Below are 25,852 nucleotides of genomic sequence, written 5' to 3'. Positions count from 1 at the left end.
TGAAAACTGGTGATTATTCGTCCCGCTTGTTTTCCTCTCGCCAATCTCTCTTTCGAGGGGCGCTGTCGGTCGCGGCGACTCACATAAAGTTACACACCTTTGCACAACTACACAAATCCGCAGGTAAACAGCTTAAATTTGAATGTTATCTGTTGGCCTAATTCAACTTCCTCAGCTGAAAGACGTGTGCATGGCGCACAATGATCGGTGTGAGCCACCACCACAATCCAATGATGCATACCGGCAATACAAACATTTGCACGATGAATTCGTATGGCTGATCTTCTACAGACACATAGGACAACAACACTGCCGGACTAATAACCAGCACACTGATCACTGCATAAAGTGGACGGAGGTGGAAAAGTGTGAAGATTAATGGCGCTACAAGCGGCACCAAACCCAGTAGTTCCATTTGCGCTGTGTTCCAGGTTGCTGGTATTTCAACATTCGAGATCTGCAAAAAGTTCAGGCCAATCACACAACAAAGACCTACGATAATTGCACTCCAATATTCACCATGAAGTATGCGTGATGCGTATTCGCGCCGCGAGTATCCAAACGTCAGCCACGTACGCAACTCAGTGTCAGAGCTACGATCACTGAGAATAATGACGACAAGGATGCTAAATACTGGTGAATGCTCGCTTATCCATGCGACCGTCTGGTTCAGCAGCTGCGATCCAGTGAGCAATGCTAAGGCCACTGCAAGCAGCACTACTGCAACAATCCCAGACAACATGCGATTGCTGATCTTCTTGGAAACCTTCAACGAGTCGCGTCGTAAAGCAGCTGTATTTGAGTCAGCTTCGTCGAGAGATTTGGAAATATCGTGGCTAAAGTCGGTTGGAACTTCCGCAATACCTGCAATCGCGATGAGGACATAAATAACTGTGCCAATTGCTATGGTCAGCCATGTATCAAAGGTCGGATCTGTCCATATAAGGGCTGCAAGCTGCGCGCCGACGACGAGCAACAGTGCCATCGCATATTTCCACGCAAGCACTCGGTAAGCCATACGAGTTTGAATAGCGTACGCACGCCAAAGTTCAGGAGTCGACCCGAGGCTGTAGTAAAAGAAGCCTCCTAAAATTAAGTAGAGAATTGCCGTATTGAGCACCTCTCGAATACCCCATTGCCCCAAAATGGAATCATTCAGGACAACAAGCAGCGTGCTGCCGGCGATCAATCCGCAGAGCAATAAAGGTTGCCACCAGTGCAGTGTCATGCGGAAGCACGTGGCAAATCGAAGTGGTGCAGTTGATTGCGTGGTCATCAGTTGCGCTCCATATACAGTTTCACAATGTCTTCGATCGGTGTCTGCGCGATTGTGAGATTGCAGGCCCGAGCATGCGTCATGAAGGCCTGGGCACTATCGGCACACTCGTGCATATCGACAATAAAGTTGCAATAACCAGCCTGTTCTTGAGTATGACGGGCACGGAATTGCACTTGCTCGGATAATTTATTGACTGCCGCTGCGGTACCGGTCAGGGTAAAGAAGCGGTCTTCAAGTTGCGCGATTTCGCTGTTCAGCATCACTTTTCCACCACTTAACAGGGTAAGTGCGTCCAGACTATTTTCAGCTTCCGTGATGTGGTGCGTGGAAAGTACAAACGTTCGCTCACCCGTATTGTGCTCACGCAACAGTGCAAAGAATTGCTCCCGTACAGAGAGGTCAAAGCCGAGGTACGGCTCGTCGAAAAGCACAAGCTCGCTTTGCGACGCCAAGGCCAATACCACACCCACCGCAGAACGCTGACCGCGGGAGAGCGTTTTGTAACTTTTGCCGTGGGGGAGTCGCAGTCGGGTAATTACGTCTTCGGCAATGGCTTCATCCCAGTTTGGCCAGCGCATTTTGCCAATATTTAAGATTTTTTGCAGCGTCCATTGCTCAGGGAGTGGCACATCAATGCCCATAAAGACCACACGGTCGAGCACCTCTTGATTATCGAAAGGGTCATGGCCAAACACTTTGGCGCTGCCTTGATAATTCAACTGACCAGCTAACACGCGCATAAGCGTGGTTTTACCTTCGCCATTTGCTCCGATCAGACCATGAATCATGCCAGGCTGCAGTGTAAGGTTCAGGCCTTGGAAGATCTGCTGTTTGCCATAATGCGTACGGAGATTGTCAAGGGCAATGATTGGTTGCTGCATTATTGGTCCTTTTCGTGATAGAGTCCACGGCTTTCAGCCACCCGGTCAAGCAATTCGTGCAGGTGGGCGCGGCTGAACTCGAGTTTGACGGCTTCGTCAATAAGCGGGGCGAGGTAATCCGCCGCAAAGCTTTCTTGGCGACGCTGCACAATAATTTCTCGAGCAAGTGGAGTCACAAACATGCCCAGGCCGCGTCGTTTTTCCACGATATTTGCTTCATGGAGTAAGGCCAGGCCCTTACGAGCGGTGGCGGGATTGATGGAGTGGAAGGCAGCAAGTTCGTTCGTGCTTGGTACCTGGTCGCCGGGCTTGAGGGAATAATCCATGATGGAATCTTCGATAAGCGCTGCGATTTGGCGATACAGCGGAGCGGCTTGTTCGTCCACGTCTCAATCTCCTGGGCGCGTTAGTTGGTTACTTATGCAACTAACCATAGCACCTACGAGAAGGTTGTCAAGGATTATAGGCGACCATTTTCTTTTCTTTACCTCGCATATTCGGTGTGGAAAATGGTATTTAAGCAGGGACTTTGAAAACTGCATCGACTTGATGCCATAAATAAGGCAAACTAGGAAGAAATATATTTACGCAATAAACTTTAGAACTGAAAGATATCCAACCTGCCATGCTCGAACGCACACATATTTTTGTCGATACTTCTTATTTACTTGCAAGCTTTTATAACTCGTGGGAAACCGGTGCGCGAGCACAGTTAGAAATTGATTTACCCGAGGTTGTGCGCGTCTTAGGTACGATGGTGCAGCAGCAGCTTAATCAGCCGGTGTATCGACAATTTTGGTATGACGGCATTCCTGAAACTGGCCCACATCGTTACCAGCGAGCGCTGCGTACCTGTGATGGCGTGCAACTTCGCGCTGGTCAATTGATTGAATGGGGCGATCGTCGCACGCAAAAAGCCGTGGATACGCGTCTGGTTGCGGACATGGTATTAACCGCAGTTCGTCGGGAAGTTACTGACATTGTTTTGGTATCCGGCGATGCCGATATGATCCCTGGCGTCCAAGAGGCGGTCAATCATGGCATTCGTGTGCACCTCTATGGTTTCAGCTGGGATTCCACCAGTTCTGCGCTGCGTCATGCTTGTGATTCGACGGTAATTTTGGATCCGCGCATGGACTTTGAAGATTGTATGCAGCTGCAGGTACTCGAAGGGCCACTGCCACCGCGCATCCATATCGATGACGATAATGTTTGTGACGAGGATGTCACCAGCGCAGCGCAAGCCGCCGACGCGAGCCTTTGCGACGAAGCCAGTGATGAATCACGTGGAGCAATTAAACTTGATCAGCGGCATTTGCCAAGCGGTGATTTCCGAGCAGCTGATGAACCAAGTGATGCCGAAATTGAGAATCGAGCTTCCGGTTCTGGTACTGAAGAAGCTCTCGAATCTTCGATTGTTTCAGTACAAGAACAGCCGCATCCAGCACGAACCACTGCTGATTATGCAACCGAGCCAGCACAGCGCAGTAGTGAACAACACCGCGTGATTGCCAATGCGGCGCAGCAGTATCAACCACAGGCTGCAAGCCCTGCTACGGTGGCTCAAGCACAGCCAGAATTGCGCACTTCAACACCAGCAAATCGCGACGAACCATTGATTGTTCCAGAAGTGCGGCCCACTGCAGATCAATGTGAGTGTGCCAAACCGATTCGTTCTATTACAGTCACGAGCACTTCAGTTGCACACGTGACAGAAGCTGGCCGCTCGGTCTCGGTGAAAGAACATATTGAATATTCCTCCACTGACACAGTTCCAGTAGAAACAGCCGGTAGTGCTGCCGCAACAGTTGTGGAATCAGATAACCACGCACCAACGCCGGCATCGCAGCCAACCGTGGCATATCCTGCAGCAACACCATGTTCTCAGAGTTCTACGCCATCGACCACGAAACATCATGCGGAAGTGACTGCCGTACCAACATCGCCTACTCCTGCAGTGGAAGCAGCAACTGTTGAGACCGCTACTGTTGAGGCCACGGATGCATCAGCGTCTGCTGAGGCTAAGCATGAGTCAGTTTCCGCTGAATCCACGGCTGAGGCTACGGATGAATCGGTATCTGCAGCAGCTGCCACCTCTGCAGATGCGAAGCCAAGTACGCCGTCGCCAGCGGATATTTCCGCAAAACGACCAGCACCGAATCCTTCGATGATGGCACCGCGACGGAAGCTTCGCTCTCGCTATGTGCCACTTCCACATGAAGTCTGGACCTCTGCAGGTGCGCTTACCCCATTTGATGTGGGTCAGCAATATGCAATTTGGTGGTATGAGAACGCCGCAACTTCAGAGCAACGCGATTCTGCTCATCTGCTGTCCGGAGGCGGTTTACCACCAGAAATTGATCGTCCACTGCTGCAGTTTGCATGCGAGACGCTGCACGAATACACCTTGACGGAGGTACAACGCGTGAATCTTCGTGATGGTTTCCACTCTGGTATTCGTGGCGTGCTGTTGCACAATTCTTAAAGACCCGGCGCGCGGGTGAGCGATACGCAGGCGGTGCGCACTTGGGCAGTGCGGTACAGTGTGCAGCCCTGCGCGCGTATCCAGCGCGTTTGAGCAGCCTCGCACGCGGCTCAACGGTGTTGGAGCTCGCACCACGCCATGCAAGCTAAGTCTTACCCGTAGCTCTCTCCGTTGTTTGTGGTGTTTCCTCTCCACGCAACACTGGCGAGACACCACCGATATGCGACAAGGATGAAGGCACTGGAGAGCGTCGTCAAGCTTCGGGGAAACAAGAAAACGCCTCGGTCAGTTGTTGTGACCAAGGCGTTTTGCAGGAAAGGAATTAAGCTTCGTTGTTCTGCTGTGCTTCTGCGATCTGGCGGCGAACGTCGTCCATGTCCAGCGCGCGAACCTGGCTGATGAGGTCCTCAAGTGCTGCGGCCGGAAGTGCGCCGGCCTCACGGTAAACCAAAACGCCATCGCGGAAAACCATCAACGTTGGGATCGACATGATCTGCAGTGCAGCAGCCAGACCCTGGTTCTCCTCGGTGTTCAGCTTCGCGAAGGTCAGGTCTTCGTGCTGCTCTGCTGCCTTTTCGTAAATTGGCAGGAAGGAACGGCAAGGACCACACCAGGTAGCCCAGCAGTCCACTAATGTAATGCCTTCAGCCTCGACGGTTGCCTGGAAAGTATCTTCGGTAACATTTACCAATGCCATAGTTCTATCTCCTTTGTTGTGAGTGAATAGTCATACATCTCTTAATAAGAAATAATGCTCTTAACTGTATAACAACTTCGCGCAAGAATTATTCCCACACTGTTGTTTTCGCACTTTTTGTTTAGAATTGAGCGCAAGTACTCCACGCATCGAACCGTTATTATTTGAAAGGAAACCCCATGACAAAAACTTATTATGTAGCTGGTATGACCTGTCAGCACTGCGTTGCTTCTGTCACCGAAGAACTCAATGAGTTGCCTGGAACGCAAGGCGTGGAGGTAGATTTAGCCACCGGTCGCGTCACGGTTACCGGTGGGGACTTCACCGATGCACAGATCGAAGCCGCCATTGTGGAGGCAGGTTTTAGCCTGGCTTCTGAGCAGTCATAATCGTGTGCCTCCAACTGTGATGATCTCCCCTATGTGTTCGTGCAACACTTGGGGAGTTTTTCGCATCTGCCCCACCTCACCCCTATCAGTGGCTAGTTTCTGAAGTGGCGCTTAAGGCGCGATCGGGGTCGTCGAGCGCTTCGGTATCGGGGTCGTCGAGCTCGGCCGTGCACGAGCCTCCTGCCTCTCCAGCCCAGCGCACACAGCTTTGCGACGCAACTTCAGGCTGCAACCACCAACGAAAGGAACATACCATGTCTACCAATCTCTCGTTTTCCGAGATCGACTTTGGTATCACCGGCATGACTTGCACTTCGTGTTCAGGACGTGTGCAACGCAAGCTCAACAAACTCGAAGGTGTGGAAGCAACCGTTAATTTCGCAACTGAAACTGCCACTGTTCACTACGATCCGACACGTATTGATCCCCCACGTCTGCTGCAAGTCATTCGCGATGCCGGCTACGACGGTTTTGCCCTTCAACCAGCAACGCACACAACCGCCGAGGATGATCTCAACCCAGATGCACCCGCAACAAGTGCAACAGAACAGCTATTAACCAACACCGCAGCGGATGCACATCATCCTTCTCAGCGCACTGACCAGGCTCGCGAACGCCACGCTGAAGACTTACGCAAGCGTCTCATTATTTCCACCGTGTTATCGCTTCCAGTACTGGCAATGTCGATGATCCCTGCTCTGCAGTTTGATAATTGGCAATGGCTCAGCTTCGCCCTAGTTGGACCAGTGTTTTTCTACGGCGGTAAACCGTTTCATACCGCTGCAGTCTCCAACCTGCGCCACGGGGCTTTTACGATGGATACCTTGGTATCATTAGGAACTTTTGCAGCCTACGCATGGAGTACTTGGGCGCTCTTTTTCGGTACAGCAGGTGCAAACTCCTGGCGCATGAGCATGAGCTTCACAGGCCATGCGCATCACAGCGGCGATCATATTTATTTGGAATCCACTGCAATGGTGGTGGTGTTCTTGCTGTTGGGACGTTGGTTTGAAACGCGCGCCAAAGGACGCAGTTCCCAGGCGTTGCGTGCCTTATTGGATCTACACGCGAAAACTGCGATCGTCATTCGTGACGATGTTGAGGTCGAAGTTCCGCTTGCTGCGGTAAGCATTGGTGATCGCTGTGTGGTTCGTCCCGGCGCGAAGATTCCAACTGATGGTGTGATTCTGGCAGGGCATTCTGCTCTCGACGAATCAATGCTGACAGGTGAATCCTTGCCAGTTGATAAAACCGTTGGCGATGCTGTCTATGGTGCCACGATGAATACCGTTGGCCGGCTCATTATTGAGGCAAAAAAAGTTGGCTCCCAAACGGTGCTTGCCCAGCTGACCAAACTTGTCACTGATGCCCAAGCACAAAAAGCACCAGTGCAAAAACTAGCTGATGCAATTGCGCAGGTCTTTGTTCCTATTGTGATGGCGATTTCCTTGCTTACACTGCTTGGGCATGTGTATGTGCTTGGCAGTAGCATCACCGACGCGTTTACCGCAGCAGTGGCAGTGTTAATCATTGCATGTCCATGTGCATTGGGATTAGCGACTCCTACAGCGTTGCTAGTGGGTAGCGGTCGCGGGTCTCAGGTTGGTTTGCTGCTCAAGGGTCCAAACGTGCTTGAACAGACCCGAAAGATCAGCACCATTGTGCTTGATAAAACTGGCACCTTAACTCAAGCCAATATGAATGTTGCTCGGATCTATGCTCCTGATAATAATCCACAAGAGGTGCTGTACCTGGCAGCGTGTGTAGAAGCGGCCTCTGAGCATCCTGTGGCACGCGCGATTGTGACGCATTATCACGACATCGAAACTCGACCACTTGCCCCAGCGCAAGAGTTTTCCAGCACACCTGGCACCAACGTGACAGGTGTGGTTGATAACCTTCGCATCCAGGTGGGCAAGCTTCCTGACGCTAGCCTTGAATCTCAACAAGGTCAAACGATCGCGGCGGCAATATCACAAGCTGAGCAGGAACTGGGTGCGACTGCTGTTGCGGTCTTGTGTGATGAGCGTCCGATTGGCATGATCGCGGTGACTGATCAGCCTCGCGAACATGCAGCGCAAGCCGTCGCAAAGCTGCAAGCGCTGGGCTTACGGCCGTTGCTGGTCACTGGTGATAATCAGTATGCAGCACAAGCGGTGGCGCGAGAGGTCGGAATTGCTACCGAGTCGATCAGAGCTGGGGTGTTGCCGGCACAGAAGGCAGCAGTGATTGCCCAACTGCAGGAGGCAGGCGAGACTGTGGCGATGGTTGGTGATGGTGTCAATGATGCCGCCGCGTTGGCACAGGCTGATTTGGGTATTGCGATGGGTGCCGGCACGGATATTGCAATTGAGGCAAGTGATATTACGGTGATGCACTCGAATCCACTCGGAATTGTTGATGCGATTCGCCTGTCGCGTTCAACCTTGCGGACCATTCAGCTGAACCTATTTTGGGCGTTTGCCTATAACGTGGTGCTGATTCCGGTCGCCGCAGTTGGATTGCTCAATCCTATGATTGCCGGTGCCGCGATGGCGTTTTCATCGGTGTTCGTGGTGTCGAACTCCCTGCGTTTACGCAAGTTTTCACCAACTCTCGCATCTGCGTAACCTGATGCGTCGCAATGTGCGAGTGCTTGGCGGTGGCAGCAGCTTACGTGTCTCGTCATCGCCGCTACTTTGCGACGCTTACCGGCTAGCACGTTATCCGTATCGCGTAGGCAGACGGATGCTATGAAGCGAGGTGCGAGCTGCAAGCGTGGACCTTCACCACATCGTCGCCATGCCACCGCCTACCACGACTACAGCGCGCGGCCCATATCTTTAAATCGCGAGAAGTGCAGCTGATTACTCACCGTAATTGTGCCCAATGGTCCACCACGGTGCTTCGCCAAGATAATATCTGCTTCACCAGCACGCTCGGTTTCTTCACCTTGAGAGTCTGGACGGTAAATCAGCATAACCATATCGGCGTCTTGCTCCAAGGAACCAGATTCACGAAGGTCTGCAACCTGTGGTCGCTTATCGGTACGAGATTCTGGACCACGGTTCAGCTGCGAGATAGCAATTAATGGTACGTCGAGCTCTTTTGCCAGCAGTTTCATGTTACGAGAGAACTCCGAGACTTCCTGCTGACGTGATTCCGTGCGTCGCCCCGAGCTCATCAGCTGCAGGTAGTCGACAACAATAAGTTGAATATCGTGCTGTTGTTTGAGTTTGCGCGCCTTCGAGCGAATCTCCATCATGGTGAGATTCGCAGAATCGTCGATAAATAGTGGCACGTTTTCAAGTTGGCCAACTCTGTTCGCAAGCTTCACCCAGTCATCGTCGGTCAGGCGTCCTGCGCGCATATCCGCAAGTTTAATTTCAGTTTCAGCCGATAACATACGCATGACGATCTCACTTTTGGACATTTCCAGCGAGAAAATCACTGCAGCTTTATTTTCTCGGACCGTACAGTGTCGCACGAAGTCCAAGGCCAGCGTCGATTTACCCACACCAGGACGTGCTGCGATAATAATCATCTGGCCACCATGCAAGCCGTTGGTGTAGTAATCCAGATCATGAAAACCAGTCGGCACACCACGCGCAAGACCACCATTTTCCGCAATAGCGTCAATCTCATCCATCGTCGGCTGCAAAATATCAGCTAACGCTGCATAATCTTGACCCTTATTGGTCTGAGAAATACTAAACACCGACTGCTGCGCCATATCGATGATAGTTTCAAGCATCGCCTGCTCGGTGCCCTCATACCCGAGCTGCACAATCTTCGTGCCAGCTTCCACAAGACGACGCAACACACTTTTTTCCGCGACAATTTCGGCATAGTATTTCGCATTTGCCGCTGTTGGCACCGAGGAAATCAAGGTGTGCAAATAGGTAGGTCCACCCACGCGCTCAAGATCATTATTACGATCCAGCTGCGCTGAAACAATCACCGGATCAATCTCTTTATTATCGGCAAACAGATCAATAATGGCCGAATAAATCAGCTGGTGGTGGATATGATAGAAATCTTCAGGTGCTAAGAGCTCAATTACATCAATCACGAGATGCGGACTCAACAACAGTGCACCAAGCACGCCTTTTTCCGCGTCGCTATCGTGCGGCGGTTGACGATAGTCCAATCCAGCTGGTCGTTGACCAGTATGCTGCTGCCCGCCACGATTCCATCCACTCTTGGCGCTCTTGGCACCTACAGGTGGCAGATCGTCGTCTGCAGGCGGCTCAGGGATCGGAAGACTCGAAAGGTCGAAATCGTCAAATGCAGGCGCTGGCACAGCTGTTCCCTGCACAGGCGGTAGCGCTGGCGTGAGATCATCGTCACTATCGGCGAAGCTGGCAGCTTCATAGGAATCAGACATCTTCGTTATTCTCCTTGTTACCTGCGAGTTCAGCAGCTTCGTACGATTTCGGTGCGCAGCTGTATATGTGATCGTTGCATAGCTACCATACTTGAGGTCGTAAGCGTTTTCCACCGAAATTCATGTTTATTACCAATTTTCTTACTACGATGTGTCGCGGCATCTCCTATGCGTGTGTACTGCCCTGTTACGCGTATGCTTTTCGACGCTTCGACGGTGGGCCTGACGGTGCAGAGTTTGCATGCGCATTGATAAGCACAGCCACTCAAATTTTAGTGATGCACAGCATAGTTTGGGAAAGTTATCCACAGGGCTTGTGGAAAACTGTGGAATTTGAACGCACAAGTGGCGGAAAGTTGTGAGTAACTTGTGGAATTTTTGGGTATAACTTTTATAAGTTTCGTAAACATGCAGGTCAGAAGGCTGAGTAGGCTGTGGATTATTGTGAAAAACAGTGGAAAACTTGTCCTACCACGATGTTTGACAACGCGGATTTTTCATGATTCTGACTCATTTTTCGCTTTATTGCCGTGAACTGCACAAAGTTATCCACAGGTTGCTACAACAGTTTCCTATAACTATCTCAAACGGAAAAAGTCTTGTGGAATTTCACAAAATTAAGCGCCAAAATCTGTGCAGTTTTCAACATTTTTGTGTATGCCCATCCATAACTCCAGCAATTGTGTTGCTGCAATTTGGCATATAAAAAACGAGGCCTCCTCCTCTTCAAAAATTGAACGGTGGAAACCTCGTTTTATGCTGTTGTCGTTGGGCTACAGGTGTAGCCGTCGTTGCTTGCTGTTCACCTAAAAATTAGGCAGCAACGACCTCGAAGTTAACTGTAGCTACAATCGTAGAATGCAGCTTCACGTCTACTTTGTATGCACCGGTGGACTTTACCAAGCCCTTTGGCAATACGATGGAACGCTTATCCAAGTTAGGGCCACCAGCTGCCTTCACAGCCGCAGCAATATCTTCAGCCGAAACCGAACCGAAGATCTTACCCTTCTCAGAGGTGCGCACAGCAACGGAAACACCCTCAAGTGCTGCCAACTGTGCCTTTACTTCGTGAGCGTGGTCGAGGTCGCGAATCGCGCGAGCCTCTTGGGCACGTTTAATGCCCTCAATCTGCTTCTCAGCACCGCGGGTAGCTACAATAGCCAAGCCGCGAGGAAGCAGTAAGTTACGTCCGTAGCCGTCCTTAACCTCAACAATGTCACCAGGGACACCGAGGTTTTCAACAGCGGCGGTGAGGATCAGCTTCATGATCCCTGCCTTTCGTGGTTGTACTATTAGAAGTGCTCGTTGAGCGATCCTCTAATAAAAGATTGAATATCTGTGCTTAGGTTTTCTTTTCGTAAGGCGTGAGTGCCAATATTGGCAAAGAACACACGTTCTCACTGATGAAGGTTAGAACGGAGGTTCTGTATCTCCGCCACCGAATCCACCAACGGTTGGTGCGCTACCCCATGGATCATTGACAGGAGCCGAATCTTGGCCGCCTGCGTGTCCACCTTGGTTTGCGCCACGGTTAAAACCGCCACCGAAACTTCCACCAGCGTTACCACTTGGTGAACCGCCTGCATAGCCGCCTTCACGAGGAGTGCGGTTCACAGTTGCGGTTGCATAGCGTAAAGATGGGCCGACCTCGTCGACCTCAAGCTCCATCACTGTTCGCTTTTCGCCCTCACGGGTTTCGTAGGAACGTTGACGTAAACGGCCAGTCACGATCACTCGCATACCCTTTGTCAGGGAACTCGCGACGTTCTCGGCAGCTTGACGCCAAATGTTGCAGCTTAAAAACATAGCTTCACCATCTACCCACTGGCCTGATTGTGCATCATAGCGTCGTGGTGTAGAAGCGACTCGGAAGGTCGCTACAGCCGCACCCGTTGGGGTAAAGCGTAGCTCTGGATCAGCAACAACGTTGCCAACCACTGTGATATTGACGTCTCCCTGTGCCATGGTGATTACCTTTCATTTCTGCGCGGGATAATAACGGTGAAGTCTTAAAGATGAATTCGTCACGCGTGATATCAAGGATAAGCTTCGATAAGTGTGAAATGCTGCTGCGATGTTCATAGCCTTCGCGTATTCCTACGCTGCCGGTACAGACACCGAGCAAAACTTCTTACTTATCGCCGCGAACAACCTTGGTACGCAGAACACCATCGTTCAGATTCAGGACACGGTCGAGCTCCTGAACGGTAGCGGACTCACAAGTCAGGTTTACGAGTGCATAAATGCCTTCGTCCTTCTTTGCGATTGGGTAGGCCAAGCGGCGCTTACCCCAGATGTCAACCTTATCCACGGTGCCGTTTTCCTTGCGAACGATCTCAAGGAACTTGTCTAGGGACGGGGCAACGGTGCGTTCATCCTGGGTAGGATCCAGAATGATCATAACTTCGTAGTGACGCACGGACCTCATCACCTCCTATGGTCTTGTAATTTGAATGTTTTCGGCCGCATCCGGTTGGATGTGGCAGGAGGGTCTTGTTGCGTCAGCAACCTCACAAAGATACCCCATCTCCTGCAAAAAGTCGATTCTTTTGCCCCTTGGTGTGTCGTACTCCACCAAATTACATCACTGTAAGTTCTGAATCACGAGGGCAACTTTGGATCTTGGCGCGCAAACACTGTCACTATTTTCGAGCATGCACCCTTATTGTCTAGTGCCTTGCTTGCATATCTACGCAATAGGTTTTAAGAAGCACACGCAAACAACATTGACGAACGCGATTGCATCTTTTTATTGCTTCTATACTCGCTTTCAACTGCGGAAATGCTGACACTGCGACTCTTACCGACAGCGTTGATCGCCGCTATACGAGAGTTCACTCGACTGTACCCGGCGCGGTACCACCGCACTTAAAGAGCGTCGCTGCCACTCGCACTACTCTCAAACAACATCGCTGCCAAATAACCCCGCGTTCAAATGTCACACCAGCAGCGCATAGGAACTACCGGCTGCAAAGGAAATCACACGTTACGTCGCAGATACGACGACCGCTAGCGTCACTGGAATGACAGTAATAAATACGATCGCGATACTAAACAGTGTCCAGACAAGGCGACGATCTTTTTCCAACATAAAGGCCGCAAACGAACCACCGAAAAGTAAAAAGCCAATACCGACACTCAGCATTGTTGCAAGAACTGCAGGGGTCATCGTTTGTCCTTCCATCACATGTGCGTTAGGCATATTCTAAACCAGCTGCCATCATGCGCGCACTGTATGCAGGTCATGCAAGCCTCCACATCTGCCCACGCACGCGCCACCGTATGCCCACGCACACGCACGCACCATTGCGTACCGCCACTTGCCCACTCCAGCATGTTTCACCATCGCAAAACGCATCGCTGATGCATCTCACTACCAGAGATTTCTCACTGTTCCCGTCCAGCATTACCGGTGGCGGCGTCGTCAAGCGCGTATACACAAAGCACCCACACAAGAATTGTCTGGGTGCTCATGGCAGTGCTGTTATTGGAATTGGTTGAAGAACTCCTCGACAGCATCACCAATTGTTTGTGGTGCTTCTGGCACAGGTGCTGGAGCTGGCACAGGTGCCGGAGCTCCTTCTTCTGGCACAGGGACGACTGGATCTATCACGTCTTCGGTTGTGCCTTGGTCTGGTGTGGTTCCTACGTTTGGTGCGTAATACACATACGGGTTATATACAGTTGCAGCATGCGGTAATGTGCGTACTTCTGGGAAGTCTTTCACTTCTTGGCCCGCCAGGCTGCGATCCATTATGTTCTTCCACAATGTTGACGGCAGGCCGGAGCCGTAAATGGAGGCGCCTTCAGCTGTCAATAATGGAGACGAGTCATCCGTGCCAACCCATACTGCGGTTGCCAGCTGTGGAGTTGCACCGATCATCCAGGCATCTTTATTCAGGCCAGAATCGCCAAGCTGCTGCGTACCAGTCTTGGCTGCCGATTGGCGACCTTCGGCAAGAATGTTGTTGTTCGACCAGGCTGCGATCGGGTACATGGCCTTGAGCGTATTGGCGGCAACAACTTCTGCAACCCGTCGCTGACCTGGATCTTGTGCGTGGGTGTAGAGGACTTCGCCTTCAGCGGTTTCGACTTTTTCCACGAAATACGCCTCATGCCACACACCTTGGTTTGCCAAGGTTGCCAGCGCATGCGCCATATCAATTGGACGGGAAAGATACTGACCCAGCACCACACCTTCATATGGCGCTCCGCCGTTTTCCGAGAGCGTGTGTTCAGTTCCAGGAATAGACTTTGCGACGCCAAGGGCATGCGCCATATCCGCGACATCTTGCGTGGTATTTTCCAGATGTTCCATCTCCAGTCGTAAGAACGGCGTGTTCAAAGAACGCTTCAAAGATTCTGCAATGGTACATCCACCGCAGTCACCTGCGTCAACGATCGCATCATTCGACAGTTTGTACGCGCTATCGGAAATATAGGTATCCGGAGAAATGCCTTGCTGCAATGCCGCTGCATAGCCGAAAATCTTGAATGTCGATCCAGTTTGATAACCAGCATTGGCGTAGTCCCAACCATTAGGATCATGACCGCCAAAATAGCCGCGAATCGCACCCGTTGCTGGATCGACCGAGACCGCCGCAGTGCGCAGGTTTTCAGGCTGATTTGCCATCTTCTCGTTAATCACAGCCACCATTTCGCGCTGCACTTGCGGATCAATCGTGGTGGTAATACTTAAGCCCAACGTCTCAACATCTTGTTCCGTAATACCTTTTTCAGCCAGCTCCTCAATCACTCGCTGCTTAATCAAGCCGTTGGTACCTTCAGCTTCCGAATACCCACGGTTCAAAGCAGGGTCAATGGTTTCTGGATACACCATTTGCTGACGTTCTTCCGCACTCAACCAGCCTTCTTCGACCATGCCGTCGAGCACATATCCCCAGCGTTGTTGAGATTCTTCCGGATTAATCCAAGGGTCAAGCTCACTTGGACGCTGAATAGCAGCCGCTAACACTGCAGATTGTGCCGCGTTAAGGTCCTTGGCACCAACACCAAAATAGGCATGTGCTGCTGCGTCGATACCATAGGCACTGCGTCCAAAGTAAATGGTGTTCAAATACGCCTCTAGCACCTGCTCCTTGGACCATTCACGCGCCATCTTGACCGAGTACACCAATTCGCGTGCTTTGCGCTTATAGGAATAGTCATTACCAACCACCATGTTCTTCACATACTGTTGGGTAATCGTCGAGCCGCCACCAGCAGAACTATTGCCAGTAATCTGCCCAAGAATCGCGCGCCCAAACCCTGTGAAGCTGAAACCAGAGTTGGTATAGAACTTGCGATCCTCAGCAGCCAAGACAGCATGTTGCGCCACTTCAGCGATATCATGAAGCTTCACTTCTCGACGATTACCCTCTGCAGGCACGATTCTCGCCAGCTCGGTTTGCGAATCAGACGCAAAGATTTGGGAGACTTGCTTCGTCACCAATTCTTCTGGCCGTGGCACCTCAACACTTGCGTAGGCAACTAAAAAAGCCACCACAGGAGCCAAAATCAGCAGCGTGAGACTGCCCAATATGGTGCCCTTGATCCATCCAAATTTTTTCTTCTTGGTTGCGGCATGTCGCTTTCGAGGTTTTTTACCCTTATTGGCACTGCTTACGGAAGCGTTGTTGTTCTTTGACACTGGACTCTATATTCCTCAACAATTAAGCGTTGCTATGGTGATAACACTCTAACATCTATGGTTTCCATCGGCTGGTTTCATTCCATATTCAAGCCGAGGGCATTGCAGTTGCTTCTTCCAATAAATGGTTCCATTTACAGGTCGAACATACCTCTACAGTATGAACACTAAATGTTCTACCTTCTCTAGCATACTGTGCGATTTCCTCGAAAGAACGCGCACTTCCTGATTTTCGACCAAGTTCCTCACCATATACCCAAAGCAGCACTCGCAGTGTTTGATTTTCGCACATTGGACAAGGCTGGTCGACTGAGCGTCCATGATGCTGCGCAGCAGCGAGCAACAAGAAATCGGCATCTTGTAACGTTTCGCGTTTCTTTCGACCAGCACGCCACGCTCGCAATACTTGAGCACGTTCCAATCTGTGGGATATCGTGCGAGAAAACTCAACCATTTTCCCCAGTTTAGTCTGTTTCATATTTTTATGACTTGACCACAAAACCTCAAGGTAAGTGCAGTACACAGATGCGGATTGATATGAAATTAGCTATCAATAGCGCATATATCTGGCGGAATATTTGGCAATTCTTATATACACGCTAGACTACAACTATGACTGCTGATGCTTATAAGGAAATTGCTGCCCAAATTCGTCCGGCACTCACACAATTGTATGTTCTTTATTTCCGGATGAGCGAAAATTCAGATCTTACTGGCCCTCAATTAACCATCATGTCGCGCCTCGAACAAGACGGCCCGTCACGTATTAGCCATATTGCAAAGGCTGAGGGTATCCGGATGCCGACCGCGTCCAATGCTTTGCATCAATTAGAAAATCGCGGCATGATCGAACGCATTCGAGAAGAATCCGATCGTCGCGGCGTGAAAGTGGCCCTTACTGAGTTTGGCCGCCAGGAGCTTGCTCGCGTTGGCGAAGAACGCATTGACGCTCTTGCAAAGATGCTCTCCACGTTGTCACCAGAACATTTGGCCGACACTCAACGCGCCGCCGCTGTGATTGAAGAACTCGCAGCCGCCTATACCTCGGAGTTCCTCAAAAACAACGAAAATTAAGTATCCTCAACGCCATGTCATCATCATCTCTGCCAGTAGCAGTTGTGACAGGGGCAAGCCAAGGCGTTGGGCTTGCCGTTACAACATTGCTTCTCGACGCTGGCTACTTCGTTTACGCCCAGTACAACACCACCATTGCTGAACTGCATCATCCGCATCTGCAGTGGTGGCACGCGGATTTTGGCACTGAGATCACTCTGCCTGCGCAACTTGCTGCCGAAGCTGAAGTTCACGCATTGATTTTATGCGCCGGTGTGGCGCGCCTTGGTTCCACTCACGATCAACCTCTTGGGGAGTGGAAGTGGCATATGGATGTTAATTTCTATGGGCCGGTGACCTTAACTCAGCTGCTGCTGCCGCAACTGCGAGCTGCTGCAGGACAGGTCGTCTATGTGAACTCTGGTGCGGGTATGGCAACTGCGCCTCAATGGGGTGCGTATTCCGCTTCTAAGCATGCTGCTCGCGCATGGTGTGAAGCGTTGCGTCAGGAAACCCCCGAAATACGGGTTGCGAGTCTCTATCCTGGCAGAATTGCTACCCATATGCAGCGGAGAATTCGCGCTCAGGAAAAAGGGGAGTACACTGCCAAGGAGTATTTACAGGCAGGTACTGTGGCGCGCACTATTGTTGAGATGTTGCAGCAACCTGCTGATGCTTATCAAATTGATGTGATTCTTCGTCCGAGGTAGAAGTTGTGGAACATCCAGAAAATGACTTGCGTTCCGATGCAGACCGCTCAAATCGATTCCGACCTGAACCTAAGTCATTTGATGAGCTTGCCGATGCGCCAGATCCAGTTGCTGTAGCGGCAGCGAACAGGGCGTCGACAAAACAAGCGATTCTATGGGCGTTAGTCACACCAGTTGTGACCGGCGTCGTGGCGCTGCTGTTGGCTTTTGTTGCGCGTGCGCAAGGTGGCCCATTGTGTGATGCCGGAGACGTGTACTGGATTTGCTCACGGCAGGCAGAATTGTGGTGGCCAGCGGCAACTTCGCTGGTTCCGATTCTGAGTACCGTGGGGTGCGGTTGGATCATGTACCGGAAATATTTGAATTACACGCGGTGGCGTCCTTGGATGGGAACATTCTGGTTCTTGGTGCCGTTTTCAATGTTGTGGATGGTCGAGACGTTCCCGATGTCGATCGTCGGCCATTAAGGAAGTTTTGCGGTATGGCTGATTCGAGCGCTGATTCCCAGCTTCAAGCTGCACAGACAGCACCTCTCACGTGCGCCCTGGTCTATGATTTCGACGGCACACTCGCCAAAGGTAATTGTGCCGAACACGGCCTCATGCCGGCGTTGGGAATTACCGATGCCCAAGCCTTTTGGGAAGAATGCAATCGCCGCACCAAGCACGACCGCGCCGACGGCATTTTAATGTATCTCGGCATGCTTGCCGAACAGGCAGCAGCACAGAATCCCGGCGCGTTACTCCCCGAAAAACTCCAGGAGTTCGGCGCAACGATCCCGTTTTTTCAAGGGGTGACCAGTTGGTTCTCGCGAATCAACGCGTTCGCCGCCGAAAAGGGCCTAGAGCTCGAACATTATGTCATTTCATCAGGACTTGAGGAGATGATCCGCGGCTGCGCCATTCATGAGCACCTCACGGGGGTCTTTGGCTGCAAATATGGCTATTACCCGCAGCAACACGTGCAATTTTGGCCCACCCAGGCAATCAATTACACCACCAAAACGCAGATGCTGTTCCGAATCAACAAAGGTATTCGTAATCACTGGGACTCTACCGCGATCAACGCCTTCATCGAACCAAACCAACGCCCCATGCCATTTAGCCGCATGATTTTCCTTGGCGACGGCGACACCGATATCCCGTCCATGAAATTAGTCAAAGAACAAGGCGGCCATTCGCTCGCCGTCTACGATCTTGCCAAGTGGTCGAAAGCATCTACGCAGAATAAAATCGAGAAACTCATTGCAGAGGAACGTACGAATTACGTGGTTCCGGCAGATTATTCTGAAGGTTCGCACTTGGATATTACGATTAAAGGGTTACTCACTTTAATTGCGCGCAAGGCAATGCAAGGGTAACAACGCTGCTCGGCACCGGTAACCTGTATATGCTGGTACGGTGGCGGCGTCGATAAGCCTAAAATGTAACCCCTGCTCCTTGAGGAACAGGGGTTTGCCATGCGTTTAAGCGGTTGCTTCGGCAGCTGCCTGGTGCGCGATCTCCACGCAGTCTGGGCGGCCACAGTGCCTGGTTTCTACGTTCGCGTAGCAGTCAGGGCACATCAGGACCAGTTCGCGGCACTCGTCTTCGTTGACGCAGTGTTCAAACTTGTTGGTCGGGTTGCCGCACTTGCAGTGTCCGAGCTGGATAAAGCCTGGATCCTTGGTGCCATTGCCGAACTCGAGGTGCATACGACGGTCAAAGACGTAGAGGGAGCCTTCCCACAGGCCTTCGTTGCCGAACTTTTCGCCGTAACGGACAATGCCGCCATCAATTTGGTAGACCTCTTTGAAGCCACGATTGATCATGAGCGAGGAAAGAATCTCGCAACGGATGCCGCCGGTGCAGTAGGAAATAACTGGCTTGTCTTTCATCCAGTCATACTTGCCGGACTCAAGTTCCTTAATGAAGTCGTGGGTGGTGCGGACATCTGGAACCACCGCGTTTTTGAACTTACCGATTTCGGCTTCCATGGCGTTGCGGCCATCGAAGAAGACAACCTCATCGCCGCGCTCTTCCACCAGCTTATTGACTTCTTCTGGCTTCAAGTGCACGCCGCCGCCGATAACACCTTTCGCGTCGACTTTCAGCTCACCCGGTGCGCCAAAGGCAACGATCTCATCGCGAACTTTCACCGAAAGCTTCGGGAAATCTTCTGCGCCACCCTCGGACCACTTGAATTCGGTGCCGCGGAAACCTGGGTACTCGCGGAACTTGCGGATATATCGCTTGCAGGCCTCCATGTCACCACCGACGGTGCCATTAATGCCATGCTCTGAAATCAAAATGCGGCCCTTCAGGCCCAATAGCTCGCACAATTCACGCTGCCACAGCATCACTGCTTTCGGATCAGCAATTGGGGTGAACTTATAATAAAGAAGAATTTTTCCGACGCTCATGGCTCTTAAGCCTAGTCGCTTTTACAACCGCAACCTAACTTGTGCAACGTGATTTAAGCCAAAGTGAACACGATGTTCATTCCGCGTTGATCAGGTACTTTGCCGCGCACAGCTCGTACCACTTGTCGGGTTTTTTGACTACACTTTGCAACTATGCCCGAAGGTCACGTTATCCATCGCCTTGCCCGCGATCTCATTCAGCAATTTCAAGGCACTTCACCTACTGTGACATCTCCCCAAGGGCGTTTTTCAGCCGAAGCTGCCCTCGTCAACCACCAGCCGTTCATCGGTGCTGAGGCCTTTGGCAAACATTTATTTCTATACTTCGATGGTCCGCAACCCGAGCGCATCATCTGGATTCACCTAGGCTTGATCGGCACGCTGGCCTTTGAGCCACCTTCCACCACGCGCGGCCAAATCAGGCTGTCTATCGCGACTAACACACTGGCTGCGAACTTGCGAGGCCCGCAGTGGTGTCGATTAATTGATGAAACGCAGATGCAGCGTGCCGTCGCAAAGCTGGGCGCAGATCCGTTGCGCAGCGATGCCGAGTTCGCACCGATTGCTGCCAAAGTGCGGAAATCAACGCGCAGCATTGGTTCGTTGCTCATGGATCAAAAACTTTTCGCCGGGGTGGGCAATATTTATCGCGCAGAAACCCTGTTTCGCCTCGGTATTTCGCCCACAACTGCTGGCAATCAGCTTGACGACGCCCAGCTGCAGGCCATCTGGGATGATTTAGTCACACTGATGCAAGACGGTGTGCATGCCGGCCGGATCGACACAGTTCGGGAGGAGCATACGCCGGCTGCGATGGGCCGCGCGCCGCGTAAAGACGATCACGGGGGAGAGGTGTATACGTATCGACGCCATGGCCAGCCTTGTTATATATGCGGCACCCCGATTGCAACGCGCAGCCTCGAAGGACGTAATTTATTTTGGTGTCCAACCTGCCAACAGGAGTAACACATGCCAAGTACAAGGTTATTTCAAGCCTATTCAGCTGCCGCGATTCGTGCCGCTGAACAACCCCTTATTAAGGAACGCGAGCGTGTTGAGACCGATGGTTTAATGCAAACAGCTGCACGCGGACTCTCGGAAGTAATACTGGGAGAGGTTTCTGCAGGACAGCGCGTGTTGTTGCTGGTTGGCAGCGGCGGCAATGGCGGTGATGCCTTATATGCCGGCTCGATTGTAGCGGCTGCGGGACTTCATACCGAGGCACTGGCTGTTCGCGGGACGACCCATCCGAGTGCAACGGCTGCGTATACCGGTACGTGGGTGACTGATCCACAGGGTGACTATGACCTAATCGTTGATGGCATCACCGGCCTTGGTGCAAGCTGTGGCATCGACCCGCATATTGCCGACTGGCTGGAACAATACAGGCGCGCTGGTGCACGCGTATTAGCGGTGGATATTCCAAGCGGTCTTGACCCTGATACAGGTCAGCCGCTTGGTGAACACGTGCGCGCTGATATCACCGTAACCTTTGGATGCTTACGTGGCGTACACCTGACCAGCGCATATGTAGGCCAGGTATATGTGGTAGATATTGGCCTCAGGGAGAATCTGGCGCAGCAGGAGAGTATCGGCACTGGTTGGCAATCCGTGCAGCGGGAAGGTATTGCGGGGCCGCAGGTGTTCACGGAAGGCGGGCGTGGCATCGTGGGGCCGAAGGTGTTCACGCTGCCAACCCCACCCCTTATTCAGGAACTCGAACCGCGCGCTTGGGACCACAAGTACTCCACCGGTGTGTGCACAATTTTCGCAGGCAGCCAGGATTATCCTGGCGCGGCGGTGCTGGTGTGTCGCGGCGCTGCGCAGGCGACTTCCGGCATGGTGCGCTATCTTGGCCCCGTCCGCGAGCTGGTCCTGGCCACCATTCCAGAGGTCGTGACCGTAGATGGGCTCAGCCACAGCCTTGTTATTGGCCCGGGCGGCTGCACATCAGGGCAGCTTGAACAGGCAATTTCATGCGATATTCCGCTGCTTTGCGACGCCGCTGCTCTCGGAATATTGGCGCGTTCACCACAACTTCAGCAACAGCTGCGGGCACGAACGGCAGTTACAGTATTGACTCCACATTCTGGCGAGTTTGCAGCATTTGGTGTGGCAGATCCTCAAGTTCTGGCGAATTCATTGCTGGCAATAATTGTGTTAAAAGGAAGAAAGACACAGCTCTATATGCCGGAGGGAAGCTCGATCACCAGTATTGATGCTGGGCATTCGTGGGCGGCAACTCCTGGAAGCGGTGATGTGCTGGCGGGTGTGATGGGTGCATGGCTGGCTCGCGCGCATGTGCGTGAGGATAGTTTCCATGACGCCATTGTGCATGCGGTTGATATTTGTAATAAGGCCGGCTGGATTGCGGCACAGACATCTGGGGGACCAGCACCAATAACCGCCAACAGCATAGCAACTGCGCTGCCACAGGCTATCGCACAGAGCTGTTATTAGGTGGGAAACGAAAAGCGTGGGCTCGTAATGATTATTCATCACGAGCCCACGCTTATGCGTAGTTAGAAGCTAACCGATTTATTCGGAATCCTTCTTACGACGTAGCACGAGAACACCAAGGCCGGCAATCATGGCCATGATCGCAAGTGCAAACGCAGCGGTCACACCGGAAACACCAGTGTTTGCAAGACCGTTAGCCTTCACAACACCCTTAGCAGGTGCAGATTCAGACTTTGCAATGCCCTTCTTTGCAATACCCTTCTTGGCTACACCCTTTTGTGCAGGAGCAGCAGGTTGCGCAGGAGTTCCAGGCTGCGCTGGGGTACCAGGCTGACCAGGAACAACAGGCTGACCAGGGGTCGAAGAACCAGGAACAACAGGAGTGCTGGAAGATCCAAGGAGACCACCAAGCAGTGGGATCAGCAACAATGGGGTAAACGGAATTACCTTCTTGATCCAACCAGGAACCTCACTGGAACCACCAGGAGCCGTTGGGTCCTTAGGCAGCACGGTTGGGGTGTACTTAGCCTTAGCCTTCGTACCATCCTCAGCAGTTGCAACAACAGTCACAGTTGGAGCAGTACCGACGAAATCATCTTCAGGCGTGAACGTCACCACACCAGTTTCAGGATCGACAGTGTATACACCAGTACCTGGGACGACAACCTTACCGTCAGCGTCAGCACCTTCAAGCGTTGCAGTGAACTTCTTATCCTTCAAACCAGGGAACTGGTCAGCGATTGGTAGCGTCTTATCGCCTTCATCATTATCCACAGAGGTTTGTGGCTTACCTTGCTCATCAGTCGAAGTCAAGATTGGGTAGACCGTCACAGTCGAAGGTGTGACAGGATCGCCATCCTTGGTCTTCGCACCAATACCAACAGGAGTTGGAATACCCTTGAAGCCTGGTTCTGGCTCAAACTTCACAGTTCCGTCAGGATTGACAGTCCAAGTACCCTCACCAGGAACCTTAAGTTCCTTCACAGGATCAGCAGTTGGATTAGCAGGATCGATGAAACCGAGCGTATCTGGATCCGCAGTCTCAGGAAGTTCTGGAATCTTGATACTTGGAATCGTGGTGCCAGGAACAGCGAACTTCTCACCTGGAGAAAGCTGTGGAACAACGGTAGGTGTGTACTGAGCCTTTGCAACGGTACCATCCTCAGCAGTTGCAACAACAGTCACAGTTGGAGCAGTACCAACGAATTCAGGCTTTGGATCGAAGGAAACCAAACCAGTTGTTGGGCTAACAGTGAACGTACCTTCAGGAGTTTCCTTGGTGGTCGTACCATCTTCGAACGTAGCCTTGAACTTCTTATCCTTCAATGCTGGGAACTGATCAACGATAGGAAGCGTCTTATCGCCTTCACCATTATCAGCCGAGGACTGAATAACGTCTTGCTCATCAATAGACGTCAAGATTGGGAAAATCGAGACAGTCGAAGGAGTGATGAGGTGTTCGCCATCCTTGGTCTTCGCAGTGATGCCAACTGGAGTTGGGACACCCTTGAAGTCTGGTTCTGGAACAAACTTCACAGTTCCATCAGGATTGACAGTCCAAGTACCCTCACCAGGAACCTTAAGTTCCTTCACAGGATCAGCGGTTGGATCATCAGGATTCACGAAACCGAATGTATCTGGATCCGCAGCATCAGGAAGCGCTGGAACCTTGACACTTTCAATCGTTTCACCAGGAACAGCGAACTGCTCAGCAGGATCAAGCTTTGGCAAAACAGTTGGCGTGTACTTAGCCTTAGCCTTCGTACCATCCTCAGCAGTTGCGGTAACAGTCACAGTTGGAGCAGTACCAACAAAACCCTTTTCAGGTGTAAACGTCACCACACCAGTTTCAGGATCGACAGTATATTCACCTGTACCAGCGACGACAACCTTACCGTCAGCGTCAGCACCGTCAAGCGTTGCAGTGAACTTCTTATCCTTCAAACCAGGGAACTGATCTTCCTTAGGAAGCGTCTTGTCACCAGCACCATCATCAGTCGAGGTCTGTGGCTTATCCAATGCATCAACGGAGGTCAAGATTGGGAAGATCGTCACAGTCGAAGGCGTGACAGGATCGCCATCCTTGGTCTTTGCACCGATACCAACTGGCTTAGGAATACCCTTGAACTCTGGTTCTGGCTCAAACTTCACAGTTCCGTCAGGATTGACAGTCCAAGTACCCTCACCAGGAACCTTAAGTTCCTTCACAGGATCAGCGGTTGGATCATCAGGATTCACGAAACCGAATGTAGCAGGATCTGCAGTCTCAGGAAGATCTGGGACCTTGACGCTTTCGATCGTGGTGCCAGGAACAGCGAACTTCTCACCTGGAGAAAGCTGTGGAACAACGGTAGGTGTGTACTGAGCCTTTGCAACAGTGCCATCCTCAGCGGTAGCAACAACCGTTACAGTTGGAGCTTTACCAACGAATTCAGGCTTTGGATCGAAGGAAACCAAACCAGTTGTTGGGCTAACAGTGAACGTACCTTCAGGAGTTTCCTTGGTGGTCGTACCATCTTCGAACGTAGCCTTGAACTTCTTATCCTTCAATGCTGGGAACTGATCAACGATAGGAAGCGTCTTATCGCCTTCACCATTATCAGCCGAAGACTGAGGGACATCTTGTTCATCAATGGACGTCAAGATTGGGAAAATCGAGACAGTCGAAGGAGTAACAAGGTTCTTGCCATCCTTGGTCTTTGCACCAATACCAACAGGCTTAGGAATACCCTTGAACTCTGGTTCTGGCTCAAACTTCACAGTTCCATCAGGATTGACAGTCCAAGTACCCTCACCAGGAACCTTAAGCGACTTCACAGGATCAGCAGTTGGATCATCAGGATTCACGAAACCGAATGTATCTGGATCCGCATCATCAGGAAGTGCTGGAACAGTGACCTTTTCAATCGTGGTACCAGGCTTAGCGAACTCCTCAGCAGGATCAAGCTTCGGCAGTACGGTTGGGGTGTACTTAGCCTTTGCAACAGTGCCATCCTCAGCGGTAGCAACAACAGTCACAGTAGGAGCTTCACCAACGAAACCAGTCTTTGGCGTAAACGTCACCACACCAGTCTTAGGATCAACAACGAACTCACCTTGATCAGTGGTCTTCGTGGTCGAACCATCATCAAACGCAGCGGTGAAAGTCTTATCCTTCAACGCAGGGAACTGCTTGTCCTGAGGAAGCGTGTCATCACCAGCACCATCATCAGTCGAGGTCTGTGGCTTATCCAACGCATCAACAGAGGTCAAGATTGGGAAGATCGTCACAGTCGAAGGAGTAACAAGGTTCTTACCATCCTTGGTCTTTGCACCGATACCAACAGGCTTAGGAATGCCCTTGAACTCTGGTAGTGGCTCAAACTTCACAGTTCCATCAGGATTGACAGTCCAAGTACCCTCACCAGGAACCTTAAGCGACTTCACAGGATCAGCAGTTGGATCATCAGGATTCACGAAACCGAATGTATCTGGATCCGCA

Annotated in this window: 23 protein-coding genes; 9 read left to right on the top strand and 14 right to left on the bottom strand. The window is 51.6% G+C overall.

Annotation, left to right across the window (positions count from 1 at the left end):
- Positions 1–157 precede the first annotated feature (157 nt).
- The 3 genes from NXS99_RS08910 to NXS99_RS08900 are packed head-to-tail and all read right to left on the bottom strand — an operon-like array spanning position 158 to position 2,546.
- Complete coding sequence (locus tag NXS99_RS08910; RefSeq protein ID WP_259288326.1) at positions 158–1,276, bottom strand: CENP-N/CHL4 family protein; 1,119 nt, start codon at positions 1,274–1,276, stop codon at positions 158–160.
- The gene (locus NXS99_RS08905) at positions 1,276–2,160 is read right to left on the bottom strand and encodes an ATP-binding cassette domain-containing protein (protein WP_259288325.1); all 885 of its coding nucleotides are present in this window, start codon (positions 2,158–2,160) and stop codon (positions 1,276–1,278) included. The genes NXS99_RS08910 and NXS99_RS08905 overlap by 1 nt, the downstream gene beginning before the upstream one ends.
- Complete coding sequence (locus NXS99_RS08900; RefSeq protein WP_259288324.1) at positions 2,160–2,546, bottom strand: GntR family transcriptional regulator; 387 nt, start codon at positions 2,544–2,546, stop codon at positions 2,160–2,162. Before NXS99_RS08900 ends, NXS99_RS08905 begins: the two co-directional genes overlap by 1 nt.
- 239 nt (positions 2,547–2,785) lie before the next feature.
- Here NXS99_RS08900 and NXS99_RS08895 point away from each other — a divergent pair, with 239 nt between their 5' ends.
- Entirely contained in the window at positions 2,786–4,645 is a 1,860-nt protein-coding gene (locus tag NXS99_RS08895; RefSeq protein ID WP_259288323.1) for an NYN domain-containing protein, read from the top strand.
- A gap of 322 nt (positions 4,646–4,967) precedes the next feature.
- On the opposite strand, the gene trxA is transcribed toward NXS99_RS08895, so the two are convergent.
- Complete coding sequence (gene trxA, locus NXS99_RS08890; protein ID WP_259288322.1) at positions 4,968–5,342, bottom strand: thioredoxin; 375 nt, start codon at positions 5,340–5,342, stop codon at positions 4,968–4,970.
- A gap of 179 nt (positions 5,343–5,521) precedes the next feature.
- Here trxA and NXS99_RS08885 point away from each other — a divergent pair, with 179 nt between their 5' ends.
- Positions 5,522–5,731 (top strand): heavy-metal-associated domain-containing protein, encoded by a 210-nt coding sequence (locus NXS99_RS08885; RefSeq protein WP_259288321.1) that lies wholly within the window; start codon positions 5,522–5,524, stop codon positions 5,729–5,731.
- Positions 5,732–5,816: 85 nt separating this feature from the next.
- On the opposite strand, the gene NXS99_RS08880 is transcribed toward NXS99_RS08885, so the two are convergent.
- Positions 5,817–5,987, bottom strand: coding sequence for a hypothetical protein (locus NXS99_RS08880; protein WP_259288320.1), 171 nt, complete (start codon positions 5,985–5,987; stop codon positions 5,817–5,819).
- On the opposite strand from NXS99_RS08880, the gene NXS99_RS08875 reads away from it, so the two are divergent.
- Positions 5,986–8,340, top strand: a complete 2,355-nt coding sequence (locus tag NXS99_RS08875) for a cation-translocating P-type ATPase (RefSeq protein ID WP_259288319.1) — start codon at positions 5,986–5,988, stop codon at positions 8,338–8,340. The genes NXS99_RS08880 and NXS99_RS08875 overlap by 2 nt on opposite strands.
- 191 nt (positions 8,341–8,531) lie before the next feature.
- On the opposite strand, the gene dnaB is transcribed toward NXS99_RS08875, so the two are convergent.
- From dnaB to NXS99_RS08840, 7 genes are all read right to left on the bottom strand, one after another.
- Entirely contained in the window at positions 8,532–10,097 is a 1,566-nt protein-coding gene (dnaB, locus tag NXS99_RS08870; protein WP_259288318.1) for a replicative DNA helicase, read from the bottom strand.
- 813 nt (positions 10,098–10,910) lie between these two features.
- Entirely contained in the window at positions 10,911–11,363 is a 453-nt protein-coding gene (rplI, locus tag NXS99_RS08865) for a 50S ribosomal protein L9 (protein ID WP_259288317.1), read from the bottom strand.
- Positions 11,364–11,507: 144 nt separating this feature from the next.
- The gene (locus NXS99_RS08860; protein ID WP_259288316.1) at positions 11,508–12,062 is read right to left on the bottom strand and encodes a single-stranded DNA-binding protein; all 555 of its coding nucleotides are present in this window, start codon (positions 12,060–12,062) and stop codon (positions 11,508–11,510) included.
- 166 nt (positions 12,063–12,228) lie between these two features.
- Positions 12,229–12,516: a 30S ribosomal protein S6 gene (gene rpsF / locus NXS99_RS08855; protein ID WP_259288315.1), complete on the bottom strand. Its 288-nt coding sequence runs from the start codon at positions 12,514–12,516 to the stop codon at positions 12,229–12,231.
- A 567-nt stretch (positions 12,517–13,083) separates the two neighbouring features.
- Complete coding sequence (locus NXS99_RS08850) at positions 13,084–13,266, bottom strand: hypothetical protein (RefSeq protein WP_259288314.1); 183 nt, start codon at positions 13,264–13,266, stop codon at positions 13,084–13,086.
- A 315-nt stretch (positions 13,267–13,581) separates the two neighbouring features.
- A complete protein-coding gene (locus tag NXS99_RS08845) occupies positions 13,582–15,747 on the bottom strand; it encodes a transglycosylase domain-containing protein (RefSeq protein ID WP_396124851.1) in 2,166 nt (721 codons plus the stop codon).
- 88 nt (positions 15,748–15,835) lie between these two features.
- The gene (locus NXS99_RS08840) at positions 15,836–16,201 is read right to left on the bottom strand and encodes a DUF5318 domain-containing protein (protein WP_259288327.1); all 366 of its coding nucleotides are present in this window, start codon (positions 16,199–16,201) and stop codon (positions 15,836–15,838) included.
- 158 nt (positions 16,202–16,359) lie between these two features.
- Here NXS99_RS08840 and NXS99_RS08835 point away from each other — a divergent pair, with 158 nt between their 5' ends.
- Genes NXS99_RS08835 through NXS99_RS08820 form a run of 4 tightly spaced genes read left to right on the top strand, consistent with a single transcriptional unit; the run spans position 16,360 to position 18,870 of the window.
- The gene (locus NXS99_RS08835; protein ID WP_259288313.1) at positions 16,360–16,821 is read left to right on the top strand and encodes a MarR family winged helix-turn-helix transcriptional regulator; all 462 of its coding nucleotides are present in this window, start codon (positions 16,360–16,362) and stop codon (positions 16,819–16,821) included.
- 14 nt (positions 16,822–16,835) lie between these two features.
- Positions 16,836–17,510, top strand: coding sequence for an SDR family oxidoreductase (locus NXS99_RS08830; RefSeq protein ID WP_259288312.1), 675 nt, complete (start codon positions 16,836–16,838; stop codon positions 17,508–17,510).
- 5 nt (positions 17,511–17,515) lie between these two features.
- A complete protein-coding gene (locus tag NXS99_RS08825; RefSeq protein ID WP_259288311.1) occupies positions 17,516–17,977 on the top strand; it encodes a hypothetical protein in 462 nt (153 codons plus the stop codon).
- A 14-nt stretch (positions 17,978–17,991) separates the two neighbouring features.
- Entirely contained in the window at positions 17,992–18,870 is an 879-nt protein-coding gene (locus NXS99_RS08820) for an HAD family hydrolase (RefSeq protein ID WP_259288310.1), read from the top strand.
- A gap of 105 nt (positions 18,871–18,975) precedes the next feature.
- Here the strand turns inward: NXS99_RS08820 and NXS99_RS08815 are convergent, their stop codons facing one another.
- A complete protein-coding gene (locus NXS99_RS08815) occupies positions 18,976–19,911 on the bottom strand; it encodes a rhodanese-related sulfurtransferase (protein WP_259288309.1) in 936 nt (311 codons plus the stop codon).
- A gap of 153 nt (positions 19,912–20,064) precedes the next feature.
- Here NXS99_RS08815 and NXS99_RS08810 point away from each other — a divergent pair, with 153 nt between their 5' ends.
- Both NXS99_RS08810 and NXS99_RS08805 read left to right on the top strand, forming a co-directional pair.
- Entirely contained in the window at positions 20,065–20,877 is an 813-nt protein-coding gene (locus NXS99_RS08810; RefSeq protein WP_259288308.1) for an Fpg/Nei family DNA glycosylase, read from the top strand.
- A 3-nt stretch (positions 20,878–20,880) separates the two neighbouring features.
- Entirely contained in the window at positions 20,881–22,371 is a 1,491-nt protein-coding gene (locus NXS99_RS08805) for a bifunctional ADP-dependent NAD(P)H-hydrate dehydratase/NAD(P)H-hydrate epimerase (RefSeq protein WP_259288307.1), read from the top strand.
- A 78-nt stretch (positions 22,372–22,449) separates the two neighbouring features.
- Here NXS99_RS08805 and NXS99_RS08800 read toward each other — a convergent pair.
- On the bottom strand, positions 22,450–25,852 hold a 3,403-nt coding region (locus NXS99_RS08800; protein ID WP_259288306.1), incomplete at its 5' end, for an LPXTG cell wall anchor domain-containing protein.

The sequence above is a fragment of the Corynebacterium sp. HS2168-gen11 genome (genome assembly GCF_024834075.1).
Classification (GTDB): Bacteria; Actinomycetota; Actinomycetes; order Mycobacteriales; family Mycobacteriaceae; genus Corynebacterium.
The sequence above is the reverse complement of the archived record's forward strand: the minus strand, read 5'-3'. Positions and strand labels throughout refer to the sequence as shown.